The organism is Kordiimonas sediminis (assembly GCF_014656395.1).
Classification (GTDB): Bacteria; Pseudomonadota; Alphaproteobacteria; order Sphingomonadales; family Kordiimonadaceae; genus Kordiimonas_A; species Kordiimonas_A sediminis.
In genome coordinates this window covers 1,158,738-1,183,643 of sequence record NZ_BNCI01000001.1, presented here as the reverse complement: position 1 = coordinate 1,183,643, position 24,906 = coordinate 1,158,738, and the positions used below count along the sequence as shown (strand labels likewise).

Below are 24,906 nucleotides of genomic sequence, written 5' to 3'. Positions count from 1 at the left end.
CATGTTAAAAGGCATGCGCTTTATAGCAGTCATTGAACGGTCCCTTAGCTCAGGTGGATAGAGCGACAGATTCCTAATCTGTAGGCCGCTGGTTCGAGTCCAGCAGGGATCACCACCCCCACCCTTCTGAAATACCATCCTTCAAGACAAACTGCTCCCGCCCTGCATACCCCCTGAAATGCAAGGCGGGTGTGTGCGCACGCACCCTATGTCTTTTTAAGCTGGTCACCGATGGGCAGTTTGCGAATGCGGACACCCGTTGCGTCGTAAAGTGCGGCTGCAAGCGCCGGGATAAAGGCAGGCAATGCGATCTCGCCCGTGCCGAATGGCTCCGCATCCTCGCCGACAAAGCTGATGTCAATATGACGGGGGCTTGTGTCCATCCGTGTCAAATACACATCATCGAAATTTCGGGTTGTTACCCGCCCTTCGTCAAACTGGATATTCTGGTGCACGGCCGCTGACAGGCCGTCGATGATACCGCTTTCGATCTGGGCGCGCGCGCCTGAGGGATGCACCACCAGCCCGCAATCAATTGCGGCCGTAACACGGTCAACCTGAAAAGTGCCATCGGTTTGGTCTACCGTTACATCAACCACCATCGCGGCAAAGGCCCCAAACGTATAGTGGCTTGCGATGCCCCGGCCTTTACCTGGTGCCGGATTGCCGCCTTTCCAGTTTGCTTTTTCAGCCACTGCTTTCAGAACCGCTTTGTTGCGTTTTGTGCTGATCGTCGGGTTTTCAGGCCGCTGCGGATACCACCCGGTGTAGGGCAGGCCACGGTCGCCCCCCAGCAGTGCAATCCGGAACTCGTATGGATCGCGCCCCGCCAGTTCTGCCAGTTCGTTCAGAAATCCTTCTGCGTAGAAACCTGCCAGATTATGACCCGGCCCCCGCCAGGCACCCAGCTTTGCCTTGCTGGCGTTTCTTGTGTGTCTGATCCGCATATTCGGGATCAACAACGTTGGAAAAGACTGCATGTTTGTACCGCCCTGCGATGAAAACAGACAGTCCCACGCACTGATAGTGCCGTCTTTGTCTACACCGCCGCGCATCCGTGTAACGGACATGGGGTTGAAAAAATCATGCTGGATATCATCTTCGCGCGTCCAGATAACCTTGACCGGCCGCTTGACGGTTTTTGACAGATACACAGCCTCCGCCAGATAGTCATCGCGCGCCCGGCGTCCAAAACCACATCCGAGCTTGCACGTCAGATGCGTGATATTGTCGACAGGGATACCGAAAATATCGCTGATAAACTGGATAGCGCCATTCGGGTATTGCACCCCTGCCCCAAAAACACACCCATCATCCGTGACAGATGCGACACAGTTCATTGGTTCAATCGTCAGGTGGGCAAAGTGCGGGGCCTGATACTGGACATCCAGGACCTTGTCCGCACTCGCTAGCCCCTTTTCCACATCGCCCGAGTTGTGCAGATCCCGTTTATCATCCTGATCAAAGGCCGTGATGCTGTTTTCATACTGCCAGGCTGTGTTCTCGTGGGTCTGCGGGCCCTTGTCCCATTCAATCTTTAACAGCTGTCTGGCTTTATAGGCTGCCCAGTAACTAGTCGCGAGTACAGCAACACCGGGCGTGTTGAATTCATAGTCGCTGTCCGGTGCAGTCACCGCGGGCACTGCAATCACGTCAACAACACCGGCGAGGGCTTTTGCCTCCTCTGCACGGAATGACTTTACGTCACCACCGATATAGGGGCAGCGCTCGATTGACGCATAAAGCTGGCCGGGAAGATTATGATCAATGCCAAACGTCTCTTCGCCGCGCAGTAATGTTTCAAGCCGCGGGGAGGCAACGTCCTTCCCGATTACAGCATATTCCTGTCGCGGCTTTACCGCCCAGAAATCCCCGTCGATATCTATCTCGTAGGTAGGCACTTCATGCGGATTATCTACCGCCGTGAATTTCTGTTTGACCAGCCCCGCGTCCTGCATCAACGCATCGTCAATAAAATCGGCATACGGAAACCGTTTGCCGCCTGTAACAACAAACCCCTTATCAGTTGACAGCTGGTCATAGGGTACGCCGAGTTTCACCGCAGCGGCGGTAAGGATGATCCGCCGGGTGATCACACCACATTTGCGTAGTTGCGGCCAGGCGGTACGAACCGATGCACTACCGCCAGACCCTTGGTGTACATAATTTTGAATCCGCTGCCCCTCTGCATTCGGGACAGAGTTAGCTTTGAAACGCTCGATTTTAACCTGCTGCCAATCGACATCCAGTTCCTCTGCAAGGATCATCGGAAGCGCCATTTCAACCCCTGTTCCCATATCCGGGATCGGGGCCTCCAGCGTGACTATATTATCCTGATGAATAATCACCATTGGGCCAATGTCACCGCCAAACAGATCGCGGATTGTCATTGCCCTGTCAGATGAGCTCGGCGCCGCCAAGGTCAGCGACGGCGCAGCCGCTATTAGCGCGCCGCCCCCAATGAACACACGTATGGCAGAACGGCGTGTGATCCCGCCCCGGGTTTGTGCTTTTGTCATGTGCATTACCCCTTACCTGCCATCAGGTCAGCTGCCCGGTGGATCGCCTTGCGAATACGGTCATACGTACCGCAGCGGCACAGGTTATCGTGGTTCTGATCAATAATTTCATCAGTGGGGTTTGGATATTGTTTCAGCAAATCAATGGCGGCCATCATCTGTCCTGCCTGACAGTAACCGCACTGAGGCACGTCAAATTCTTTCCACGCCTGCTGCACCGGGTGCAGTTTTTCCCCGTCCGCAATGCCTTCGATTGTTGTGACCGCGTCCCCCTCAGACAGGGCAGACACCGGGTAGCTGCATGACCGTACGGCATCTCCGTTTACATGCAGCGTGCAGGCACCGCACTGACCAATACCGCAACCAAACTTTGTCCCTGTAAGCTGCACGAAATCACGCACAAACCACAAAAGAGGCATCTCCCCATCTAGCCCCTCGTTGATAGAAATACTTCTGCCGTTTACCGTTATTTGCATATCGTTCCTCGCTGTCCGATTATGTTATTGTCCGCCCATATGCTGCTTTGCACAGCAAGGGCCACCGCGCGCGTGTCTGCGCATCTTCTCTTGGGACGACACTATTCACACTTAGCGGATAGGGATGATAAACTCGGCTAAGATTTACGAGGAAAAGATAGAAACGGAGAGACGAGACAAGAAAGATTAGGCACCTGTAGGGAGGGAGAGATGCCAGCTACATTCCAATTTCTGTTACTCGGTACAACTCAGAAATCCGAACATAGCTGGCAAACAGTAAAAATGCGGATTATTCTGCGGCTACCAGATTAGCTTCCGACCAGGCATTCGGGGCAAAAGCATCATCAAGTTTGGTCTCTGCCACATGGTTTGTATAGTTGGACATGACCTTCACGCTAGTGCCCAGAATGACCTCCAGCACCGTCTGGCGGGTATAGCCTGCGGCAAGAAATGCCTCGATGTCAGTCTCTTCGGGCCAGCCGCGCGTTTCTGTTACCACACCAGCAAATACACGAAGCGCTTCCAGTTTAGCGTCCGCAATTGGGGTGTTGCTGCGCAGGGCATCAATAACATCTGCTGGCACGTTCGCCATTTGCGAAATTGTAGTGTGCGCCGCCATACAGTAAGTACAGCCGTTCAACCGATTGTTCGTCATCAGAATGATCTGACGCTCCGTCTCAGTCAGGCTGGTTTTGTCAAAAATACCTGCAAGTGTCAGATATCCTTCCAAAAGGGCTGGTGCCTCTGCCATTGTGCCAAGAAGGTTTGGCACAAAGCCGTACACATTCTTCGCCCCCTCAAGAAAAGGCTTCGCCTTCACTGGTGCTGTGTCAATCGTGTATGTGGTAAAATTTGTCATGGGTACTTCCTATATACTGATTTCAAGTGTTTAGACGGGTTTGTCTTCACTGGATATAAGAAGGTGTACCGATCGGTCAACTCACATACTGTACAACAGTTTGTGAAGCCAACCGGCGTCAACAGAGGGTTATGAGCACTGTCTTCCGGGCATAGTATCTGGTGGCCCCATTCACGTCTGCTTTCTCGGCAGGTATCACCGCGGTGTTAATCCTGCCCACCCTTTGCGCTGCTTTTTCATACCAAGAAACTGTCTGGACTCAACCAAAGATAAATATTAGCATCAATCAATCTTGAAAGAGGGAATTATCAATGCTGAAAACAGGCTTGATGTTGGCTGTGGCTGTGGCAACGACAGCGTGCACAAAAGATCAATCCACCTTTCAGAGAAATGACTTCTGCACTCCAATTGAAGAAATCGCGCAAACTCTAGATGCTGGAGAAACCATTGAGCTCAAATATGGCCGTCATGGCAGATGGCTTGTTGATTCTGTCAAGTGGTGTGTTACCAGTGAAACTGACCCAAGACCGCAGCGGTTTTGCCAATGGGTGATGGGGAATACCTCCACAGAGTTTTTTGAGAATAATATCCTCAATACGATTAGTTGCTTATCAGGTGCCAAATTTAAAGGCCCTGCAACTGGCGTCAAAGCATGGGAAGGAAAAATGACTTTCCATCGCACCCAAATTCCATCTTATGATGTTGATATCATACTTGAATATAAAATGGCCATTGGGGGCTTCGATGGATGGGCTGATGATTTTCTCAAGATAGGGATAACTAAAGAACAATAGATTTCAATAACTAGTTTGTTCGTCCCTACCTAAATGCCGGACCATGCGCCCAAAGGGCCAGGGACCATCGCGTCCCCTGGGTGACCGGTGTAACACGGTGCAGGGCAAAAGCCGGAAAGGCTACAAGTGTACCCTGCTCCGTTGGTAAAGGGCACGCATCACCGGTGGTATTTACCTCCAGTTGCCCGCCAGAATAATCGGATGGGTCACTAAGCTGGATCACAAATGTCAGTTTTCTTGACCGGGTCGAACCACTGCTGCCAACATCGCTGTGCCAATCATAAAAATCACCGGGCTGGCTAGCCGCCCCATCGGTCACAGCAGCCCCCTCATAGCGCAGGACCTGAATGCCTTCAGCAAAACCGTCAATTTCAAAAGGAAAATATGTTCGGGTAATTTCAGACAAGGCCCGCAGCATTTTGCGTTCGAACCAAGCGTACGCTTCCAGATCAATCCAGCAACTTTCTGCTGATCTAACCGACTTTAAAGCCGTACCACCCGCAAGTTTTGCTGCCTTCATGCCTTCTGCAAACGCACCTTCTTGCATAAGGCTACATTCTTGTGGCGAGAGAAAATCACGGAGTATTACTGGATCAAGGTTCAGGGATGGCTGGGCCACGGCTGCAAATGTCAGTGGTTGCTGGCCATGTTCTGGCCCCAGGTACAAGGTCAATCCCAATCAAGCTGGTAGCGTTCACACAGCTCAATCACATCGTCCGTGGAGACACCATATTCTTCTGCAATATCATCAACCGTCATATAACTGTTCAGCGCAGAGAAAAGCGCAACTTCGTTCAGCGGCCACGACAAACGGAAACGGTCAGAGGAATAATCCTCATCCTCAAATCCTATGGAATCATCGACATATGAAAAACGGCTCATACCTATACCTTACAAAGGGCCTGTAATTCTCTTTGAGCCTGTTTCATGTTTTTGAATAGCGAATATATTCAATAGGTATTATCGAATTATTCAATAAATGTAAAAAGAATTCCCATGCGGACGTCAAACAGGGCGTATTCACCGGTAAAACCGGTAAACTATCAGTCTATTCGACAATACAGAGTGTGAAACAAGTTACGACTTGCTTCCAATGCCCATCACAGCTTCTGGAGCCATACCCCTTATGGAAAATACGGGCTGAAAAATGTTAGTATTTCCCTCGCCCGAACCGCGTATGGGCGGCATAATCCCTGTGTCTGGCTGTCCCGACCACACCGTCAGCACCAATGTTGCAAAAAGTTTGCGAAAGTCCATAGACCCTGATGCCGGGACAGAGACGGTGCGTTAAAAAGCGCCGGGTGCGCACTGCAGACAGGCGATACCGTTCTGACGCCACATGTCTACGACGCAGTCACGGTCATCGACCACAAACGCGATCTCCCGTCCCTCAGCCAACAGCATATCAAGAATATCTTTCTTTACCTCTGTATCGGGTCTGTTGTCAGTTTCCTTGCGCATAATCAGGCGATCAAAGGAAATACCGTTCCAGACCAGCCACTGCTCCGTCAACTCGCGGTAATTGTCAGGGCGGGCAGAGACAATAACCAGATCGTACCGGTCCGACGCCTGCAATGCCTGATAGAGACCAACCACAGGCGCATTGGGGGTATCGTCCCCCATATGTTTGAAAAAGGCACGCCAATCTTTCTTGCCGTTCTGCACAAAATGGCGTCTGTGCGCTATATCAGCGAGCGTACCGTCAACATCAAACAACACCAATGGCTTCATAATAGTCTCTGCCTATACCTATACTGCTTTTCAGGAAAAGAGCCCCCACTTATCGGACAGGCCGCAAATTCAAATGCTGGAAATCAAAGCTGAAATCCGTCCTTGGGTCAAAAGGCAGCATGCGAATACCCGTCACAAGGCCGTCCTTAATGACGAAAGTCAGCTTTGCATCGGCCTTCATGGTTCTATCGTCCCACACAACAATCCATGTGTCCCCTTCGAAGTGACGCATGTCGCCTTTCAGGCGCGGCCCCCATGTTGACCGGAACCGCATTGTCCCTGCCTGGTCTTCAATCTGAATGTCACCGTACCATTCATCCCGGTAAAGCCCGGTGTAGGCGTCTGCCTGTAAACTGGGTTTCAGCGCGCTATTGCGGGAAGCCCACGCAGCCGCCATTTCTTCCTCTGCCCCGGAAGAGTTTTGCTGTGAATCCCGGACAAAATCATCAAAGGTTTGTGGTGCTTTTATCCCGGTGAAAGCTTCCTGCAGGGTCGATAAAATCGCCGGGCGGGCAAAGCCGCTTGCCTGATTGGTCAGGATCACAATACCCAGGTTATATTCCGGCATAATTGACATTAATGTCTTCATACCGTTCAGGCCGCCCGTATGCCCGATTGTTTGCTTGCCTTGATATTCTGCAATGCGCCAGCCAAGCGCATACATAGTCGTACTGATCCGGAGCGAAGGTTCATCCTTAAGACCAGAGGTAATGATTGTCCGTGGCGTCCATAATTCCTTCTGCAAATCAGCCGAATAGATCGTGGTGCCATTGGGCGCCTTACCCTTATTCATCTGTGTTTGCAGCCACGACAAAACACCGCCTGTGGTGCAGTTCACGCCGCCTGCTGACGCAGAAAGTGTGGTTGTTTTCGGATCATTTTCAACATATTGGGAACCCGTCCACGTATAGGGTGTGGCCCAGTTTGCGCCCTTTGGGACATTTGCCCACGTGCCCTTGCACTGCGGATGGCCCATAGGCGTCAGGATACGGGTTTCGATAAACTCGGCGTAGGTCATGCCAGACACAGATTCAATGATTTGCCCCGCCAGTGTATATAGCTGATTGTCGTAATCATATTTGCTGCGGAAACTGGAAACCGCGGGAATGGTTGCCAGCGCGCGGTACACACGGTCAATATCATCCGTGGGATCCGGGAAAAACAGCAAATCCCCCGCGCCAAGCGGCAAACCACTGCGGTGGGTCAGCATGTCCAATATTGTAAAATTGCGGGTGACCCATTCATCTTCCAGCCGAAATTTCGGTAGATGCTTACTAACAGGGTCATTCCAGTCAATCTTGCCGTCAGCGACCAATAGCCCAAGCGCGGTTGCTGTCATGGATTTACTGTTAGACGCGATTTGAAACAGTGTGTCCGCCGTCACCGGTGCACCAGTTTCAAGATTGCGGACACCGTATCCTTTATTATGGATGATACGTCCGTCTTTGATAATGCCAAGCGCGATGCCCGGAACGTTAAATTCCACCAAAGCCCGTTCCACCAAAGCATCTATTTCTGCTGCCGAAATAGGGACAGAAAGTTTGTCCATATCGTCGACCTCAACAGAATCAGCCCGTACCGAAAAACTGGACAGTAATCCCGCAAAAAGCATGCACAAAACCCACAGACGCATCATCGTCTTCTCCCAACCTGAACGTAATTTTCAAAAATTTGCCCCCAGTGAAAGCAAGCCTTCAATTGGCCAACAGCCAACAGCTAACTCATTGTACTGAAAATAATTTCCAGTTTTCATCGTGCAAATTTATACTCTGTGAGCACTGTATAAGCTTGCACCGTAACTGGCAAAGGAAATGTTTTCTGCTTGCTATTACGCACAATGTGTGTTTTGTGTGCAGCACTCGCCGCGTGTAGATGATACCAATCAGCGGCAAAAATGTTCTCGTCACTGATCCCATGATTACTGCCCTGAATAGCCAACAAATGGCACAATAACAAACGGCAGTTTATCTACGCAGGCTCCGAAAAAATAACGCCGCTATTACAGTATGAGCTGTTAATGACAGACGGCTGATTGAAGAGATTGATTGACATCATTTAATACCCTCGGCTTGGCCGAGCCAATCCTGAAAGCCATATTGGAAGCAGGATACACAACACCAACCCCCATTCAAACAAAGGTCATACCTGCCTGTAAGGCAGATCAGGATGTTATCGGCATTGCCCAGACTGGCACCGGTAAAACTGCTTCCTTTGTATTGCCAATCCTAAATAAGATTGCAACGGCCCCCATGCGCCCGCAAAGCAAATGCTGCCGTGCACTGATTATCACCCCGACGCGTGAATTGGCCGCACAGATTGCTGATAATATTCATACCTATAGTAAGTTTATGCAGGTCAGAACAGCCGTTGTTGTAGGCGGCACCAAGCCCGGCCCCCAAATCAAAGCCTGCGCACGTGGTCTAGATATTCTGGTGGCAACGCCTGGCAGGCTTTTGGACCATATGAGCACAAATGCCATCGACCTGAGCGCAACCCAGATTGTCATCGCTGACGAAGCAGACCAAATGATGGATATGGGCTTTCTGCCGTCTGTTCGCCGGATCATGAAGGCTCTGCCCTCTAAGCGACAAACCGTTTTAATGTCGGCGACAATGCCGGATCAAATTCGCTCACTGGCCAAGGACTTTATGCAGAAACCAACCGAGATATCTGTCGCGCCTGCATCACGGCCAATCGAACGGATTGAACAAAGCATCCGACGTGTGGAAAAAGCAGAAAAACGCGCGGTCTTGTGCGACATATTGTCGGCAAAGGATATTGAACGCGCGGTCGTTTTCACCCGGACCAAGCACGGTGCGAACAAAGTGGCCAAACACCTCGAAGGAGTAGGCCTTAGCGCACTTGCTATTCACGGCAATAAAAGCCAGTCCCAGCGGGAAAAAGCGCTCGCAAGTTTTAAGGCTGGCACGACAAAAATTCTTGTTGCGACAGATATTGCAGCCCGCGGCATTGATATTGACGGCGTTTCGCACGTTATCAATTTTGAACTGCCTAACGTACCGGAATCCTATGTCCACCGAATTGGACGGACCGCCCGAGCAGGCCGAAGTGGTATTGCCATTTCCCTGTGCGCTTCTGATGAGATCAAACTGCTGCGGGATATTGAAAAACTGATCGGCAAAAATCTTGACCCATCTTCGGACGAGAGGAGAAACCCCTCTAAAACGTCTGAAGAAAATCGACAGAAAACGCCGAAGCAGATGAAAAGTGCTAACAGGTCAAAAGCACGCAGCAAATCAAAAGACAATTCGCAAAAGAGATCACAGGCTAGCGACCCTAGCGGGGATCAGGGCGAAAACATATCAGTATCTGGCAAGAAAGCACACCGAAAGCCCCATAGTAATGGCGCAAAACGGGGTCACCCTAAAAAGACACGGTCAGAGACCGACAGAAGGAAACCGGCCCAGGCCGACAACACAACAAGCGGACTAATGCGCATTCTCAGCAATGCAAACACACAACGTACGCAGACTACTAGCCCATAGTATTCTGCCTATAACTATCACTAATCGTTATTTTATATATGAAGGGAAAAATAACATGGCTACAGGAACAGTAAAATGGTTCAATCCAACTAAAGGTTTTGGTTTCATCGCACCTGATGATGGCGGCCAGGATGTATTTGTACACATCAGCGCAGTAGAGCGTTCAGGTCTGAACGGTCTGAATGACAATGACAAAGTTTCTTACGAAGTTGTTGTTGATAAGGCTCGCGGCAAATCATCTGCCGAAAACCTGGAACTAAAATAATACACAGATATTTGCGTCTGCTACTGGCAGACTGAAGAAAATGAGTGAAGACTATCAGGTCTTCACTCCCCCTCTCCCGTTGATTGCTCCGAATTGAGAGCCTCCTTTATTTATGATATAGTTTGTCCCGGCACGTCGCTGCAAAAGGGGGATAATCATGAATCTTGACCTTCAAAACTCAGAATGGGTAGCAGAGTGGACCACCTTCACTGACACCATCCACACAGCTTTCAGAGCAAAAGCCGTTATGCTGGAAACGGATCACAGGCGATACGCCAAAATACGGCATCTTCTGGAACTGGTAGACGGACTTATGGGGGAGCTCAGCCAAGAGCTACACGGCGATGAAATGCACCGTATTCTTGATAACACTGAACGCGCCAACGAAAGCCGCTTTTCTATTGTGATTACAGGTGCCGAGATGGCGTATGTAAACGAACAATATCAGATCGATCATCTGCGATCTGTCGAAGACACGGACGAAGCGATGGAAGCAACGCAAACGGTCAAAGACAGTATCGAAAAATTCTTCCGTTTCATTCCCAAGCATAAGGAAATTTTGCACGGCCTGAATGAGCTCTTGAGCCTTGGCCGCGCAATTTAACGATCGCTTCGCTGGTTACTTATCCTTCGCCCCTCAGGATTTCAGGCTATCCGGGTCGATTCCCATTGCAGACATGCGGTCGCGCCATCGGCGGTTTGCCAGCTTCTGCATATCTTCAACTGCATCCAGTTCGTCTGTGATTTCAAGCCCGATCAGGGTTTCCAGCACATCTTCAAGGGTTACAATTCCCTGCATCGTTCCATATTCATCAATCACCAGCGCAATGTGGGACCGTTCGTGCAACAGCCTGTCGAAAGTTTCAGACACAGACGCATGGGTGGAAATCATCAGAAATGGACGCTTGAACGAAGACAGCGGCTTAGCAAACTCATCCCGTGCCTGTGCCATCAGAAGGTCAGCCCGCAACACATAACCATCTACTTCATCCCGGCTTTCATCATAGAGCGGAATACGGGAAAAAGGTTGGGTCGCGTGGTCGTTGAAAAAATCCTGCACCGTCATATTTGCCGGTACTGAAAAAACCACGGTGCGCGGGGTCATAATAACCCGGATAGACAGTTTTCTGAGCCGCATCAGATTGCTGACAATCTTCTCTTCCTTGCTGTCCAGCAAGCCTTCACGGGCACCGATTTCTGCCATCGCCTGCATTTCTGCTCTGCTGAATGTGAAGCCTTCGTCACTACCGCGCGATAGCACACGGGTTAATTTTTCCGACATCCAGACAAACGGCAGCAATAGCTTTGTAAGGCCATTAATCATCGGTGCGAAAACCGGCGCCAACTGCTGCCAGTAAGTCGCACCCAGTGTTTTCGGAATAATTTCCGACAGCACAAGAATTAACAACGTCAATACAGCCGAGGTGATACCCAGGTATTCATTACCAAAAACCACAGCAGCCTGCGCACCGACGCCAGCTGCACCAATAGTATGGGCAATGGTATTAGCCGTCAGAATAGCCGCCAGTGGACGGTCCAAATTCTCGATCAGATGCTCCAGCGTTTGTGCGCTCGCCTTACCCTGCTTTTTGAGGGCAGTCACAAAAGATGGCCGTACAGACAAAAGAACCGCTTCCGCGACCGAGCAGAAACACGAAACAAGCAGCGCCAAAAATAAATAGAAAAGAAGGAGAGTCATTGAGACCTTTCAGGGACAATTAAGATACGCACATATTTAATGTGTCGTGTCGGTTGAAACAAGCCCAACCATGCAGCATTATAAACACACAGTCTTTGCTTTCAAAATATTTTAGGTAATCCACACTTACCAGAAGTTCGTATCACACCTGAAGGAGCATATCATGCAGTGTACAGAGTGTGAAACTATCGACGACTATTTCTTTGCTACAACCAAATTCTGGTTTTTCGGCGCCCTTGAAGGCACCACAGAGAAACTTTCCAGTCTAGCGACCGAGACAGAACTGGATTTTACAGTTCATTCTCCCAAAATTATAACAATTAACGTGCCCAGAAGCTCACTGGATGCTTTTCTCGTCAACCTTCCGGGTACCCTTGAAGGGCCTGAACTGGGCGAAACTAAAGTTATCACAACCAGTGTAGAACAGGACACAATCACCCCTGAAGATGTAAACCGGGTCGCCCTCGTTGATGTATTGGTGCACAGATACAAAGGGGTATGGCTTATTGAAGCACTGGAAAAGAATAGTTATGAAAGCTGGTATCAACCAATAGTCCATGCAGAAAATGATACAAATGTCTTCGCACATGAAGCCTTGTTCAGATTACGGGATGACACCGGTGGTATAATCCCGCCCCATGCCGTCTTCACAGAAGCAGAGCATGCAGGTCTCCTGTTTCCATTAGATCTGGCAGCACGCCGGTCCGCTGTAACCTGTGCCTCGGAAGCAAACCTGAAAGGCAAAATTTTCATCAACTTCAATCCAAGTGCAATATACGACCCGGCTTACTGCCTGCGCACAACCCAGCGAGCGATATATGAACTGGGTTATAAACCCGAAGATATTATCTTCGAAGTTACCGAAACACATCAGGCAAAAGACATTAACCACCTAAAAGGTATTATCGCCTTTTACCGGCAGGCAGGGTTTGGTGTCGCCCTTGATGACATCGGTTCTGGCTGGTCCGGGCTGAACCTGCTGGACAAACTGCGGCCCGATTACATCAAAATTGACATGGACCTGATCCACGGCATTGAGCAGGATATCTTCAAAGAAACAATCGTGAAATATCTGATACAGATAGCCCATACACTAGGCATTAAAGTAATCGCTGAAGGCATAGAAACCTACAAAGAAGCTGCAACCGTAAAAGAACTGGGCGCTGACTATCTTCAGGGTTTCTTCTACGGCAAACCACAAAGCCTGACCCCCATACATAAATAAGCGTAAATATACCATAGTATGTTGTTATATAATGTTATTTTGTAAGCCTAATATAGCCTGCAGACATGCTGAACTTTTCTGAATACACCCTATTGAAACTACCACATGACGTGGGGCAATTTAGGACAAAGTTAACTATTTAAGGGTAGTAAATAAGTATGGGGGTTCTCTAGTTCTGGTCGTGCGATATCCATCAGAACAAACACCAAGCCACTGCACATACGAGCCGTGGATTTAGGGAGAGCTTTGTGTACATAAGGCAACTCACCATACCTGTAGTCAGCATCCTGTTAATTTGTGCTGCAGGGTTTGTGTATATTTTGCAAGAGGCCGTTGGTCGCGCTGACGAAGAAGTTATCCGATCCGATGCACGCGTGCTTGAGGCACAGGTTGGGGATTTGGGACGCAGCCTGGCCCTGATTGCAGAAGACAATAGCTGGTGGGCAGACGCTTATGAAAATCTCTACAACAAACCCAACTTAGAGTGGGCAAAAGTCACTATAGGCGAAACCGTCAATGGTATCGACTTCATTGATGGGGTGATTATTCTCGACGAGAATGACACGATTTTTTTCCAGTATTTTGAAGACCCTTCACTATATGACGCCAATCTGATTCTGCCTGATCTACTTACTTACCTGCAAACATTTGAAGCCGTAGACAATAGTAGCTCCAAGTCCGGCTCTGCTCTTGTACTGAAAGATGGACGTTTCTTTATACTCGGCATCGGCATGGTCCAGAACCTTCTGGAAAAATCCGAGCCCCTGCCCAAACCAGAACGACGCCCCGTACTGATCTTTATACGGGAAATGCGGCCCGATAACCTGCAGGCATTCGGCGACAGGCTTTCCATTCATGATGTTCATTTACACACATCAACCGAAATACCTTCTGCGGTACATATGCCAATTGACAGGTCTTTCTTCCCAACTGTGTATTCGGATGATCTACCCTATATCCTGTCATGGCAGCCAAGAACCCCAGGAACGGAAATTCTAATGGATACCGCCATTCCCTTTCTGTTGATCTTCGGGGTTGCCAGCGCTGCCTTCGCAATATTCTTCAAACGTGCTAGCCGCTTTGTATCTGATATTGACAAAGCCAATCAGGCAAAATCAGAATTTCTGGCCAATATGAGCCACGAAATACGCACCCCGCTGAATGCCATTATTGGTTTCAGCGACATGATGCGTCTTGGTATTTTCGAGCCCATCACCAACAAGCGAAACAAAGAATATATCGAACATATTCATGAAAGCGGCGTCCATCTGCTTTCTATAATCAACGATATTCTCGACCTCTCGAAAATCGAAGCCGGCAAGTGGCAGACACGCCCGGAAGAATTTGAGGTGGACGCAGAAATTGAAGAATGTGTGGCAACACTTGAGCCAAGCGCAAGCAAAAAAGAGCTGCATGTTTCCTGCTCGCTAGACAAAATGCTGATGTACACAGACAAAAAAATATTGCGCCAAATTCTGCTGAATGTGCTGTCCAATGCCATCAAATTCACCGACCAAGGCGGCGCAGTGCGTATCAGCGGGACAAATGTTGATACTGAATATTTAATCGAGATTGAGGATACGGGTATCGGCATGACCCCGGAAGAACTCGCGATTGCCAGCGCTCACTTTGGCCAGGTTCAGTCTACCTATGCACGTGACCATTCCGGTACTGGTCTGGGTATTCCGTTAATCCACGAATTCACCGCGCTTCTGGAAGGGTCAATCACGATTAAATCCACGAAAGATGTCGGCACCACCGTAACGCTGACCTTCCCCAGAAATCTACCAGAAACCATCTAATGCAGACATCAATGCCACCGCATTTCCTCAACCGCTTCAGATACAAAAAAGCCCGGCAGAAATCCCGCCGGGCTTTATCGTCTTACATGGCGTAGCCATAAGGCAGCACAGTTGTTCGATCACTCGATACGTTTAATCCGCTGCTTCGGAGCTATCTGGGGCTTTTTCCTTACGTGCAAGAGACCGACACACGACATAGAAAGCGGGGGTAAGCAACAGACCGAACAGTGTCACCCCAAGCATTCCTGAGAAAACTGCTGTTCCAAGTGCCTGTCGCATTTCAGCACCGGCACCCGAAGCAATCACCAGCGGCACCACGCCAAAGATAAAGGCGAAAGACGTCATCAAGATAGGGCGCAGGCGCAGGCGTGCTGCCTCGATCGCAGCCTCCACGCGGGAGCGTCCTTCCTGTTCTAGCTGGCGGGCAAATTCAACAATCAGGATCGCGTTCTTGGCCGCAAGTCCTACAAGAACCAACAAACCAATCTGTGTGAGAATGTTATTGTCCATGCCCCGCATAGAAATACCAATCATCGCGGCCAGAATACACATCGGAACAATCAATATCACTGCCAATGGCAACAACCAGCTTTCGTACAGGGCGGCCAGAAGCAAGAAGACAAAAACCACAGCCAGAACAAAAACAAACACCCCTGTATCGCCCTGATTTTTCTCCTGATACGCCAGATCAGTCCATTCAATCGCAAACCCGTCCGGCAGTATTTTTTCTGCCAGCGTTTCTATTTCCTGAATAGCCTCCCCGGTTGAATGGCCCGCAGACACATCCCCGATCAATTCGGCAGCAGGGTAAAGATTATAGCGAGACACCCGGTAAGGCGCCGTTTGGTTTTCAAATTTGGTTACTGACCCGAGCGGCACCATGGCACCAGTATCGGACCTGGTCCTTAGCCGCGCAATATCTTCCGGTTCATCCCGAAATTCGCTATCTGCCCGTGCTGTAACCCTGTAGGTTCTGCCAAGGAAATTAAAATCATTAACGAAAGCAGAGCCGAGATACACCTCCAGTGTTTCAAAAACCCGGTCAGACGATACACCCAGCATTTCTGCCTTGGCCCTGTCAATATCAGCAAAGATTTGCGGTGTTGATGTATTAAACAGGGTGAAAGGGCGCTGCAGCACAGGGTTTTGTGATCCTGCACCCATCATCGCAAAGGTTTGCTGCGCAAGCGCAACTGACCCCCGCCCGTTTCGGTCCTGCACATAGAGTTTCCAGCCACCGGCACTACCAATTCCGGCAACAGGAGGTGGCTGAACCGCGAAGATCATTGCCTCTTTGATGCCAAATAACTGCCCCTGAATATCAGCCATAACTTTCTCGATGGTCCAGCCTTCTTTCAGACGTTCCTCAAATGGTTTCATGGGCGAGAAAATTGCCCCTGCATTCGGGGCGTTTGTGAAGGTAGCGCCATCAAAGCCCGCAAAAGCAGCCGCATTATCAATCGCCGGGTGGTCGACAATGAGTTTTACAGCGCGGCGAACAACTTCATCGGTACGACTTAACGACGACCCAGGAGGCAACTGTATTACCGTTATGAAATACCCCAGATCCTGCTGCGGAATGAAGCCCGCAGGAACCCGCACAAACATCAAACCTGTCGCAACGATCAGGGCAACATACACGCTGCCAACCAGGAACAATCGTTTCAAAATACGGCGCGTAAGCGCACCATACCAATCAGCCAAACGGTCAAAACCCGCATTAAACCGGTCTGATAATCTGCCGAAGATTGATTGACTGCTGGAATGTGCCACAGCCTCGTCCTCACCATCATCGGCATCAGAAACTCCGTCCGCATGCCCTTTTAGAAGTAAGGCAGACAGCGCCGGCGACAATGTCAGGGACACGACAGCAGAAATTACCGTCGCCGTTGCAATAGTCAGCGCGAACTGACGGTAGAACTGACCACTGATGCCTTCGATAAACGCTGCCGGCAGGAAGACCGCTACCAGAACAAGCGCAATCGCAATCAGGGCGCCACCGACCTCGGTCAAGGTTTTGCGCGCCGCTTCACGGGCGGACATCCCCTGCTTCAGATAGCGTTCCACATTCTCAACAACCACAATGGCGTCATCGACCACAATTCCAACCGCCAGAACAAGACCAAACAGCGTCAGATTATTAATGGAAAAACCAAAGGCAGCCATAACCGCAAATGTCCCGATCAGGGAAATCGGTATGGCAATGACAGGAATAAGCGAAGCCCGCCACGACTGCAAAAACACCATGATCACCAAGACAACCAGAAAGACTGCCTCAAAAATAGTGGCATAAACCGCATCGACGGACTTTGCGATATACTCCGTGGGATTATAGGCAATGGTATATTCCACACCAATCGGGAAATCCTCTGACAGCTCCTGCATGGTTTGGATCAGGGATGCTGCTGTCTCCAGCGCGTTAGAGCCAGGCCGCTGGAATATAGCTACCGGCAATGCCGGAACAGTCCCCAAATAGCCATTGTTGGAAAAGTCCTGTGCCCCCAGTTCGACGCGGGCAATGTCACCAACCCGTGTAATGCGTCCTTCATCATCCGTTTTGACCACAATTTCCTGGAATTGCTCTGGCGCAGTTAGCCGGCCAAGGGTTCTGACCCCCAATTCAAACGCCCCCTGATTTTCCACCGGTAACTGGTTCACAACGCCAGAGGCGACCTGTAAATTATTCCGGCGCAGGGCACTCACAACTTCGCCTGCAGTCAGACCCCGTGCAGCAATCTTGTCCGGGTCAAGCCAAACGCGCATGGAATAGGAACGCTCCGCAAAGATACGCGCTTCGCCCACACCTTCAATCCGCGCCAATCGGTCAACAATCTGGGTTTTGGCATAATTGGAAATATACAGCTGGTCCCGGCTGCCATCGGGCGAGCTTAAGTGAATAACCATCATCAGATCGGGGGAGTTCTTACGTGTCACAACTCCGAGCCGCCGGACGGATTCAGGTAACCTGGGTTCAGCAATCGCCACCCGGTTCTGGACCAGCACCTGTGCGCTATCCAGATCGGTGCCTGTCTCAAAGGTTACAGTAATGGTTAGCCTGCCATCCCCCGTGGCCTGCGACAGCATATACAGCATGCCTTCAACACCATTGATTTCCTGCTCGATCGGGGTGGCGACTGTATCTGCAACCACCTCGGCAGATGCCCCTGGGTAGTTGGCTGTAATCTGGATTGTCGGCGGGGCTACATCTGGATACTGGGATACAGGCAGGCTAAAATAGCTCACCCCGCCCACAATGATAATCAGGATCGAGATAACCGTCGCAAGGATTGGCCGGTCGATAAAGTTCTGGAAAAATCGCATGGGCTGTTTCCTTACGAACCGGTTTGGGGATCAGTGGACAGCGTTATGCGCGTAGGCGATACCTGCATCCCAGGCCGAATACGTGCACCGCCGCCGACAATCACCTCCTGATCTGGGGAGATGCCCGACCGGATTATCCGCATCCCTTTGGCCAGCGGTCCAGTTTCCACAACACGAACACCTACGATATTGTTCGCGCCGACAATATAAACAAGCTTGCGTCCCTGATCCGACACAATTGCACTATCCGGCAGAAGCATAACTTCATGCGGCCCATAAGCTGGCAGCCGCAAACGCCCAAACGTACCGGGAAGAAGCAGCTCGCCCGCATTATCAAATACGGCACGGCCGCGCATGGTACCCGCGCCTTCACTAATCCGGTTGTCGATAAAATCCAGAACCCCTTCCCGTGTCCATTCGTCTTCATCCATCAGGCGGACAAAGACCTTTTTTTGTTCAAAGCGGGCAGAAACTCGTTCCCCGGCAGAATCAAGACGAATGAAACGGATGTAATCTGCCTCGGGGGCATCAAACCAAAAATGCACCTGGCCCTTGCTGACGATATTCACCAAAGGCATAGACTGGGATGATCCACCAGATACGAGCGCCCCAACATCAACAAGCTTGCGGGACAGGCGCCCGTCAAATGGTGCCTTTACCTCGGTATATTCCAAATCCAGTTCGGCCAGTACCAGACGAGCGCGAGCAGCCTCAAGCGTAGCATTGGCAGCCTCCAGATTGGCACGGCGGCGGTCCAACTCGTCGACCGGGATATTATCTGTTCTGGCCAGACTTTCGCCCCGGACCACTTCCAGTTCCGCAAGTTTTTTCATAGCAGCAGCGTGGCTTTCATCAGCACGCGCCTGAGCAACAACAGCCCGATAAGGCCGGGGGTCAATCACAACAAGGACGTCCCCTTTTTCTACATCCTGACCGTCCCGAAACCTGATTTCCTGAATATAGCCAGAAACACGGGCACGAATATCAACGGCCTGCGGTGCTTCGAAACGCCCCGTATATTCATTATATTCAGTGACAGAGTCCGTCAGCGGCGTCGCAACGTCTACGGGCAGTGCCTGCTGGGCAGATAGAATAGTGCTCCATCCTCCGATCAGGAGGAAAAAGATGCCAAGTTTTTGTCGGATACGTTGGGTAGATACGGTCATAAAACAGTCTCGGAATTTTTTTTGCCGGCCGGGGTCATGAAAGAAACGCAACAGCGAGCGGCTTGGATAAGAACGCTTCTGAATCTGTAGATCAGAGCACAAAATACTGTCACAGCACGCGTGCTGTAACAAAAACAGCCACAATAAAGGATACCGGAAAACTGGCCCGATTGCCATTATTGAGGCTACGCGCAGGATCGCTACAAAGCAATCGTGGCAAATACATGTCAGAATCTAGGTCGCGTCAGCTTTTTTACAAGGTGCGATTACCATTAGTATATCTAACCTGAAGTGAAGGAGATATTTCCTATCGCTTTTGTATAGTTTACCGGTAGTCATGTCATATTCCCGTTGAATTTTTTCTTCACAAAGCCCATACTGACAATGCTGCACATGGGGACTGGCAAAGAGAATGTTATGGCCCGAACGATCGCTGCAACATGGTTTGGATATATGTCTGCCCTCGGTGTTATTGCTACCGTGGTTTCAGGGGCTGCTGTTCACGCGTTAGAGACACCGCTTGCCAAAGGGGCGACAGAATCGCTTCTTGATTTATCCATTGAAGAATTGATGGAAATTCAGGTCTCCATTGCCACACGCCGTACGCAAAAAATCACGGAAGCCCCCTCTACTGTCACCGTCTTTAGCGAAACAGACATTCGCAGGCTTGGGGTACACAAGCTGGAAGACCTGTTAAACTATGTGCCCGGTGTCTATACAAACCGGACAGACCATATATCGCGCAGTGCCGTTTTCCGGGGGCGCCGAACAGGCAGTGTTTCTCCAGATGTGCTGGTACTGCTGGACGGTATGCGGATGAATGACCCCGTCGGTGGTGGCGTGTTCGAGACAACACCCGAAATCAACCTAAATTTCATCGAAAGGGTTGAGGTTATTCGCGGCCCCGGTTCGGCTCTCTATGGGTCCAATGCCCAGTCCGGTGTCATTAACCTCGTGCCCAAAACAACCGGCAACGAAATATACGGTATCATAGGGGATCACGGCACGTATGATGCTGGTGTATTTTGGGGTCAGCCGATCGGTAAAACCACCATCACGACCTCAGCCCGTTACGGTAAGACCCGCGGGGAAACATACGATCCTTTTTATGACTTTTTCGGGGAAAACTTTCAGACACGGGACCCGATCTCGGAGATGGACCTATCGGGCAGAGCCGCCGCGGGGGGTCTGACCCTGACTGCGGACTATTTTTACCGTAATAAAAAGGGATTTGTCTCGGGTGGTGGTCTGAATTACATTGATGATCACCTACGAACAAAGACGAAAAATCTTTTCCTGCGCGCCAGTTACGTTGCGGATATCAATGATGCCTTGAATGCGGAAGCGTACGCAACCTATCACCGGATACGCTATTCCTTCACAACACGACTGTTCCCGGCGGATTTCTCTGCCGCAAATATTTGGTCCAATGGTGCAAATCTTGCCTTCATAGGCGGTAATACTCGGGCATCAAAAGAAATTGAAACCGGTCTTAATCTGACATGGACACCGTCTGACAGACATGTGGTTTCTTTTGGCTCCTCGGTCCATAGGCAGTCAACTGGCAGAGTTTCTTTTCAGGGCAACTTCGACGGCTTAGCAACACTGAACAGCAACGGTGCTGATGTTATTCCACTTTCTGAGCCGGGTCTGGCAGTCGGCTTTTATGGTGGCCCCGGCGCCCCCTTTACCGGGGAAGAAATTTACCTGTTAGAAAAATACGCCCGAAATGTTTTCCACATGTATCTGCAGGACGAATTCGCCATAGCGGAAAAACTATCCCTGACCAGTGGCATTCGTTACGATTCTTACGAAGATACAGGCAGCAAAATAACTTTCAGGGGCGGCGTAGTCTTCCAGCCTTTCTCTGAGACTGTTATCAAGGCCTTGTTCGGGCAAGCATTCCGTGCTCCAACAATTTCTGAGCAAAGGTCCGAGATCTCCTCCTCGATTGTCGGCAATCCAGACCTGCAACCCGAAACCAACAACAGTTTTGAATTCTCTGCCTCGCACCGATTTGAGAATATCAAAGTCACAGCAACCTTTTTTACCAACCGCATTCAAGACAGCATTCAAAATGTGCTGGTTGAAGAAATCCTTCCTGGCTTCAATTCCTTTCAGCCACAAAATGTGCACAAGCAATCACACAGAGGGCTTGAACTTGAAGTCGTTGGTCGTCTTGCAAGTGGGCTGGATATCAGCGCTGGCTTCACTCACCTCTTGAAATATGATGATATTGCTGTTCCAAAAAACATAGCGTTTTGGGCACTGAATTATAATCACAATCGCTGGAATTTGAACGTAAACGGCTTTTTCAGAAGCAGCATTCCATCACTGCTACCGGTCGGTGACGGCGCGTTTGAGCGCATCAGTCTAGATAGCTTCAGTGTCTGGAACGGTCATATCAATTATTCGGTGACAGATTCTGCTGAAGTCTTTTTCGAAGTGTCCAATATTTTCGCTAAGTCCTATGTAACTTACAGCGAAATTGCAGGGCTTGAACGTGGTACACCAGCGCCGCGGCGGATGATGCGTCTAGGTTTCAGATTTCTATTCTAAGATTCAGCGTCAGCGATAAAGAATAGTAATTTTGATAAAATTGTTCATAGTTGCTTAACTCTGCGTAAGTACTTTACAAAGAAAAGCAGGATGAATTGTAATTAACTGAGGCAAAGCCATACACGTGCTGTCGCAAACTGGTAACAAGTTGAATATTGACTTTCCGCGGGTAATTTTCGCACGGCGCTTCTGCACAACTATTCGACTGGTTTCCTTTGCAATTTTCCTACTGACATTAGCCACCAGCCTTCCACTACCCTTGAAGGCCCAGCAATATGATGTCGCCCAGATTAAAGCTGCTCTGCTTGTTAAATTTATTTCCTATGTTACCTGGCAAAACGATGCTGACATTGAACAATTTGAAATAGGAATCGTTGGCAATGCCCCCGATATAGTGGTTCAGCTACAGTCTTCTTTGCAAAACCATCAGGAAAAAGGGCGACCTGTCAGCGTATCAGCTACTAGCCCGAATGAAGATTTAAGCAGATTTCATATTCTTTATATCGCGCCGTCGCCTCCGGTTGACTTGCAATCCATCGCCGCCCGCACCAGACGGACCAATACACTTATTGTAACAGATGAGAGCGACGAAACATTAAGCTACATGATCAATCTGTATCGTGGCCCCAACGATACTGTACGATTTACGATCAACCGAACCAACATTATCTATGAATATCTGCAACTGGATCGCAGTCTGCTCAGATTAGGGGGGACTGAACTGGATGTTGCCGAAGTCTATAAGGAAATTGAAAACGATCTGGAAATGCTGAAAAGTCAGCAGACATTACAGCGTAATCAATTGAAAGAACAACGGGCAATCATTGAAAGCCTGCGGCAACAGTCAGAAGCAGCCCTGGCATCCACAAGAGCCATCGAACAGGAAAAAGCTGAACTTGAAGAGAAACTGGCAGAAAGTACGCAAAAGCTTAACCGCCAACAACAAGCCGCAGCAATCTTGCAACAGCAACTAGAAGACGGGGCAAGGGCCGTCGCAGAGGCTACTGAAAACCTGACCGCTATTCAGCAGTCACAAGAAAGGTCTGAACGCGCGGCAGCAGCAGCACAGCAAGAAGCAGCTGAACAAAGAAAAATTATCGCAGAGAACACAGCGCGCATCGCCGATCAGGCAAATACACTGGAAGAGCAGCGAGCCGGTCTGGCAACCAAAGAGCGACTGATTAATCTGCAGCGCAACTGGCTATTGGGTATCGCAGCGGTCTTCATATTAGCTATTATCGGTGCCCTGCTGATTTTCCGGGTCAGCCGCCAGCTAAAGATTGCAAATCTAAAATTAGCCACCGCCAAAACAGACCTGGAAGACCGGGTACAACAGCGCACGCATGAACTATATCTGGCTAAGGAACGCGCTGAAGCAGCCAATGATGCCAAGTCACATTTTCTGGCCAACATGAGCCATGAACTGCGTACCCCGCTAAATGCCATCATCGGATTTTCAACAATCATGGCTGATGAAGCAGAGAAAAAAGGAAGCAAAGAAACGTCCGATGAATACCCGGAACTGATTAAATCAAGCGGGGAACACTTGCTTCGTATCATTAACGACATTCTGGATCTAACCCGCATAGAAACTGGGGAATATACATCAGAGGAACAGTGGCGTGATGTTCTGGAAGACACTGAAAGCGCTATCACACTGTTCAAGCGTAACTCATCCTATGCCGACCATGAAATCATCATAGAGAATAGTGTTGGCGATGTTGATTTATATTTTGATGCCAAGGCATTTCGCCAGATACTGTTAAACCTTCTTGGTAATTCCAGTAAATTCTCTCCCAAAGATTCCACTATCACCATCAAGCTTGCAGTTGATGACAAAGGCGACCTTCTTCTGAGCATTATAGATTGCGGCATTGGTATCGAGCCTGATAAAATTGATACCATTCTCAAGCCTTTCTCACAGGTTGAAACCTCTATGGTCAGAACCTATCAGGGCATGGGGCTGGGACTTTCTATTGTGGATAAATTAATGAAGTTCCATGATGGAAGCGTCTCCCTGTCAAGCGAGTTAAGCGTAGGGACAACGGTTACACTGAGATTTCCAAGCCACCGGGTTCGAATATTAAGATAAGATAAGCCAAGCCAGTCTATATTTTTTTGGGTGTTTCTAATTGGTGGTTAATTCGGGATACATTTCTTCCACCCGTGACTTTAGCCGAACCGCTACGCGCCGCATCGCATCCACCAGCCTTGGGCTTTTGGTTTGGGTCCAGATGAACACATCTTTGCGTTTCAGCTTTTTGAAGGTATGCGGCCTGGTGAACCGCTGCTCTCTTACCATATAGCGCGCAGATGATGTCAGCACTGCGTCCACCCGAAACCGATCAAACAGACCAACCAGTTGGCTATGACTGGGTACACTGACGCCGGACTGGGCCTGGTCAATATACTCAACAGCCCATTTATTCTCGCTTACCCATCCGACATCCAGTTCTGGCAAAACTTCCAGACCACATTCCACATACGTTCCGCAGATTAACAATTCATTGAAAGATAACCAGTGGGGCTTTACCTGTGACATATCAAGTCTGTCGGCCGGTAGCAGGTCCGGCTCTCGTGCAAACGCAACATCAAGTTCCAACCGCTCCAGCAGCACTCTTTCACGGGCCATACTGATCTCAATAAAGTTGATACAGTATCCCTCTCTGAGAAGTTCTTCCCGAACAACTTCAAGGACAGCTGGAATATCGGTGAATTTACGCGCTGTCAGGCATACAGCCTTGCTGCCACCCCCAGAATAAGCAGGGCCATCATTGGCAGAAGCCAGGGACGTCAACATTATAAGCGACGCTAGCGCCAAAGAGCAAACAGCCCTATGAACATTATTGTACGATTGAAAATAGTAATCATTGTACCCAATCATAGTAAAATGAAATCTAGGTTGAATATCGCAAAAATCAATCTTTACGGAATGTTTTATGCAATACCTTAACTAGACTTTACCTTTACTATTCCTTGTTTAT

19 protein-coding genes and 1 tRNA gene are annotated in these 24,906 nt (G+C 49.6%); 9 read left to right on the top strand and 11 right to left on the bottom strand.

The window, feature by feature from the left end:
* Positions 1-38 precede the first annotated feature (38 nt).
* A tRNA-Arg gene (locus IE181_RS05300) sits at positions 39-115 on the top strand.
* A 91-nt stretch (positions 116-206) separates the two neighbouring features.
* On the opposite strand, the gene IE181_RS05295 is transcribed toward IE181_RS05300, so the two are convergent.
* From IE181_RS05295 to IE181_RS05285, 3 genes are all read right to left on the bottom strand, one after another.
* Positions 207-2,519: a xanthine dehydrogenase family protein molybdopterin-binding subunit gene (locus IE181_RS05295; protein WP_191250543.1), complete on the bottom strand. Its 2,313-nt coding sequence runs from the start codon at positions 2,517-2,519 to the stop codon at positions 207-209.
* Positions 2,520-2,524: 5 nt separating this feature from the next.
* Positions 2,525-2,995, bottom strand: a complete 471-nt coding sequence (locus IE181_RS05290; protein ID WP_191250541.1) for a (2Fe-2S)-binding protein — start codon at positions 2,993-2,995, stop codon at positions 2,525-2,527.
* A gap of 289 nt (positions 2,996-3,284) precedes the next feature.
* Complete coding sequence (locus IE181_RS05285; RefSeq protein ID WP_191250538.1) at positions 3,285-3,854, bottom strand: carboxymuconolactone decarboxylase family protein; 570 nt, start codon at positions 3,852-3,854, stop codon at positions 3,285-3,287.
* A gap of 311 nt (positions 3,855-4,165) precedes the next feature.
* Between IE181_RS05285 and IE181_RS05280 the strand changes: the two genes are divergently transcribed.
* Positions 4,166-4,648 (top strand): hypothetical protein, encoded by a 483-nt coding sequence (locus IE181_RS05280; RefSeq protein ID WP_191250536.1) that lies wholly within the window; start codon positions 4,166-4,168, stop codon positions 4,646-4,648.
* A gap of 25 nt (positions 4,649-4,673) precedes the next feature.
* On the opposite strand, the gene IE181_RS05275 is transcribed toward IE181_RS05280, so the two are convergent.
* From IE181_RS05275 to IE181_RS05260, 4 genes are all read right to left on the bottom strand, one after another.
* Positions 4,674-5,315 carry a 2OG-Fe(II) oxygenase gene (locus tag IE181_RS05275; RefSeq protein ID WP_191250534.1) on the bottom strand — a complete coding sequence of 214 codons (642 nt, stop codon included), beginning with the start codon at positions 5,313-5,315 and terminating at the stop codon, positions 4,674-4,676.
* A gap of 2 nt (positions 5,316-5,317) precedes the next feature.
* Positions 5,318-5,530: a hypothetical protein gene (locus tag IE181_RS05270; protein ID WP_191250532.1), complete on the bottom strand. Its 213-nt coding sequence runs from the start codon at positions 5,528-5,530 to the stop codon at positions 5,318-5,320.
* A 405-nt stretch (positions 5,531-5,935) separates the two neighbouring features.
* Positions 5,936-6,379, bottom strand: a complete 444-nt coding sequence (locus IE181_RS05265) for a phosphatase domain-containing protein (RefSeq protein WP_191250530.1) — start codon at positions 6,377-6,379, stop codon at positions 5,936-5,938.
* 49 nt (positions 6,380-6,428) lie between these two features.
* Positions 6,429-8,015: a serine hydrolase gene (locus tag IE181_RS05260; protein ID WP_191250528.1), complete on the bottom strand. Its 1,587-nt coding sequence runs from the start codon at positions 8,013-8,015 to the stop codon at positions 6,429-6,431.
* Positions 8,016-8,424: 409 nt separating this feature from the next.
* Here IE181_RS05260 and IE181_RS05255 point away from each other — a divergent pair, with 409 nt between their 5' ends.
* From IE181_RS05255 to IE181_RS05245, 3 genes are all read left to right on the top strand, one after another.
* The gene (locus tag IE181_RS05255) at positions 8,425-9,885 is read left to right on the top strand and encodes a DEAD/DEAH box helicase (RefSeq protein ID WP_191250526.1); all 1,461 of its coding nucleotides are present in this window, start codon (positions 8,425-8,427) and stop codon (positions 9,883-9,885) included.
* 55 nt (positions 9,886-9,940) lie between these two features.
* A complete protein-coding gene (locus IE181_RS05250; RefSeq protein WP_191250524.1) occupies positions 9,941-10,150 on the top strand; it encodes a cold-shock protein in 210 nt (69 codons plus the stop codon).
* Between the two features lie 157 nt (positions 10,151-10,307).
* Positions 10,308-10,754, top strand: a complete 447-nt coding sequence (locus tag IE181_RS05245) for a hypothetical protein (RefSeq protein WP_191250522.1) — start codon at positions 10,308-10,310, stop codon at positions 10,752-10,754.
* 33 nt (positions 10,755-10,787) lie between these two features.
* Here IE181_RS05245 and IE181_RS05240 read toward each other — a convergent pair whose 3' ends face one another.
* Positions 10,788-11,849 carry a hemolysin family protein gene (locus tag IE181_RS05240; RefSeq protein WP_191250520.1) on the bottom strand — a complete coding sequence of 354 codons (1,062 nt, stop codon included), beginning with the start codon at positions 11,847-11,849 and terminating at the stop codon, positions 10,788-10,790.
* Positions 11,850-12,012: 163 nt separating this feature from the next.
* Between IE181_RS05240 and IE181_RS05235 the strand changes: the two genes are divergently transcribed.
* Positions 12,013-13,074, top strand: a complete 1,062-nt coding sequence (locus IE181_RS05235; RefSeq protein ID WP_191250518.1) for an EAL domain-containing protein — start codon at positions 12,013-12,015, stop codon at positions 13,072-13,074.
* Between the two features lie 311 nt (positions 13,075-13,385).
* Positions 13,386-14,876, top strand: a complete 1,491-nt coding sequence (locus IE181_RS05230; protein WP_191250516.1) for a sensor histidine kinase — start codon at positions 13,386-13,388, stop codon at positions 14,874-14,876.
* A 132-nt stretch (positions 14,877-15,008) separates the two neighbouring features.
* On the opposite strand, the gene IE181_RS05225 is transcribed toward IE181_RS05230, so the two are convergent.
* Both IE181_RS05225 and IE181_RS05220 read right to left on the bottom strand, forming a co-directional pair.
* Positions 15,009-18,197, bottom strand: a complete 3,189-nt coding sequence (locus tag IE181_RS05225) for an efflux RND transporter permease subunit (RefSeq protein ID WP_191250514.1) — start codon at positions 18,195-18,197, stop codon at positions 15,009-15,011.
* A gap of 11 nt (positions 18,198-18,208) precedes the next feature.
* On the bottom strand, positions 18,209-19,363 hold the full coding sequence (locus tag IE181_RS05220; protein WP_191250512.1) for an efflux RND transporter periplasmic adaptor subunit: 1,155 nt from the start codon (positions 19,361-19,363) through the stop codon (positions 18,209-18,211).
* Positions 19,364-19,780: 417 nt separating this feature from the next.
* Between IE181_RS05220 and IE181_RS05215 the strand changes: the two genes are divergently transcribed.
* Both IE181_RS05215 and IE181_RS05210 read left to right on the top strand, forming a co-directional pair.
* A complete protein-coding gene (locus IE181_RS05215) occupies positions 19,781-21,922 on the top strand; it encodes a TonB-dependent receptor plug domain-containing protein (RefSeq protein ID WP_191250510.1) in 2,142 nt (713 codons plus the stop codon).
* 124 nt (positions 21,923-22,046) lie between these two features.
* The gene (locus IE181_RS05210) at positions 22,047-24,014 is read left to right on the top strand and encodes a YfiR/HmsC family protein (protein ID WP_191250508.1); all 1,968 of its coding nucleotides are present in this window, start codon (positions 22,047-22,049) and stop codon (positions 24,012-24,014) included.
* Positions 24,015-24,050: 36 nt separating this feature from the next.
* Here IE181_RS05210 and IE181_RS05205 read toward each other — a convergent pair whose 3' ends face one another.
* Entirely contained in the window at positions 24,051-24,722 is a 672-nt protein-coding gene (locus IE181_RS05205; protein WP_191250506.1) for a hypothetical protein, read from the bottom strand.
* Positions 24,723-24,906 lie beyond the last annotated feature (184 nt).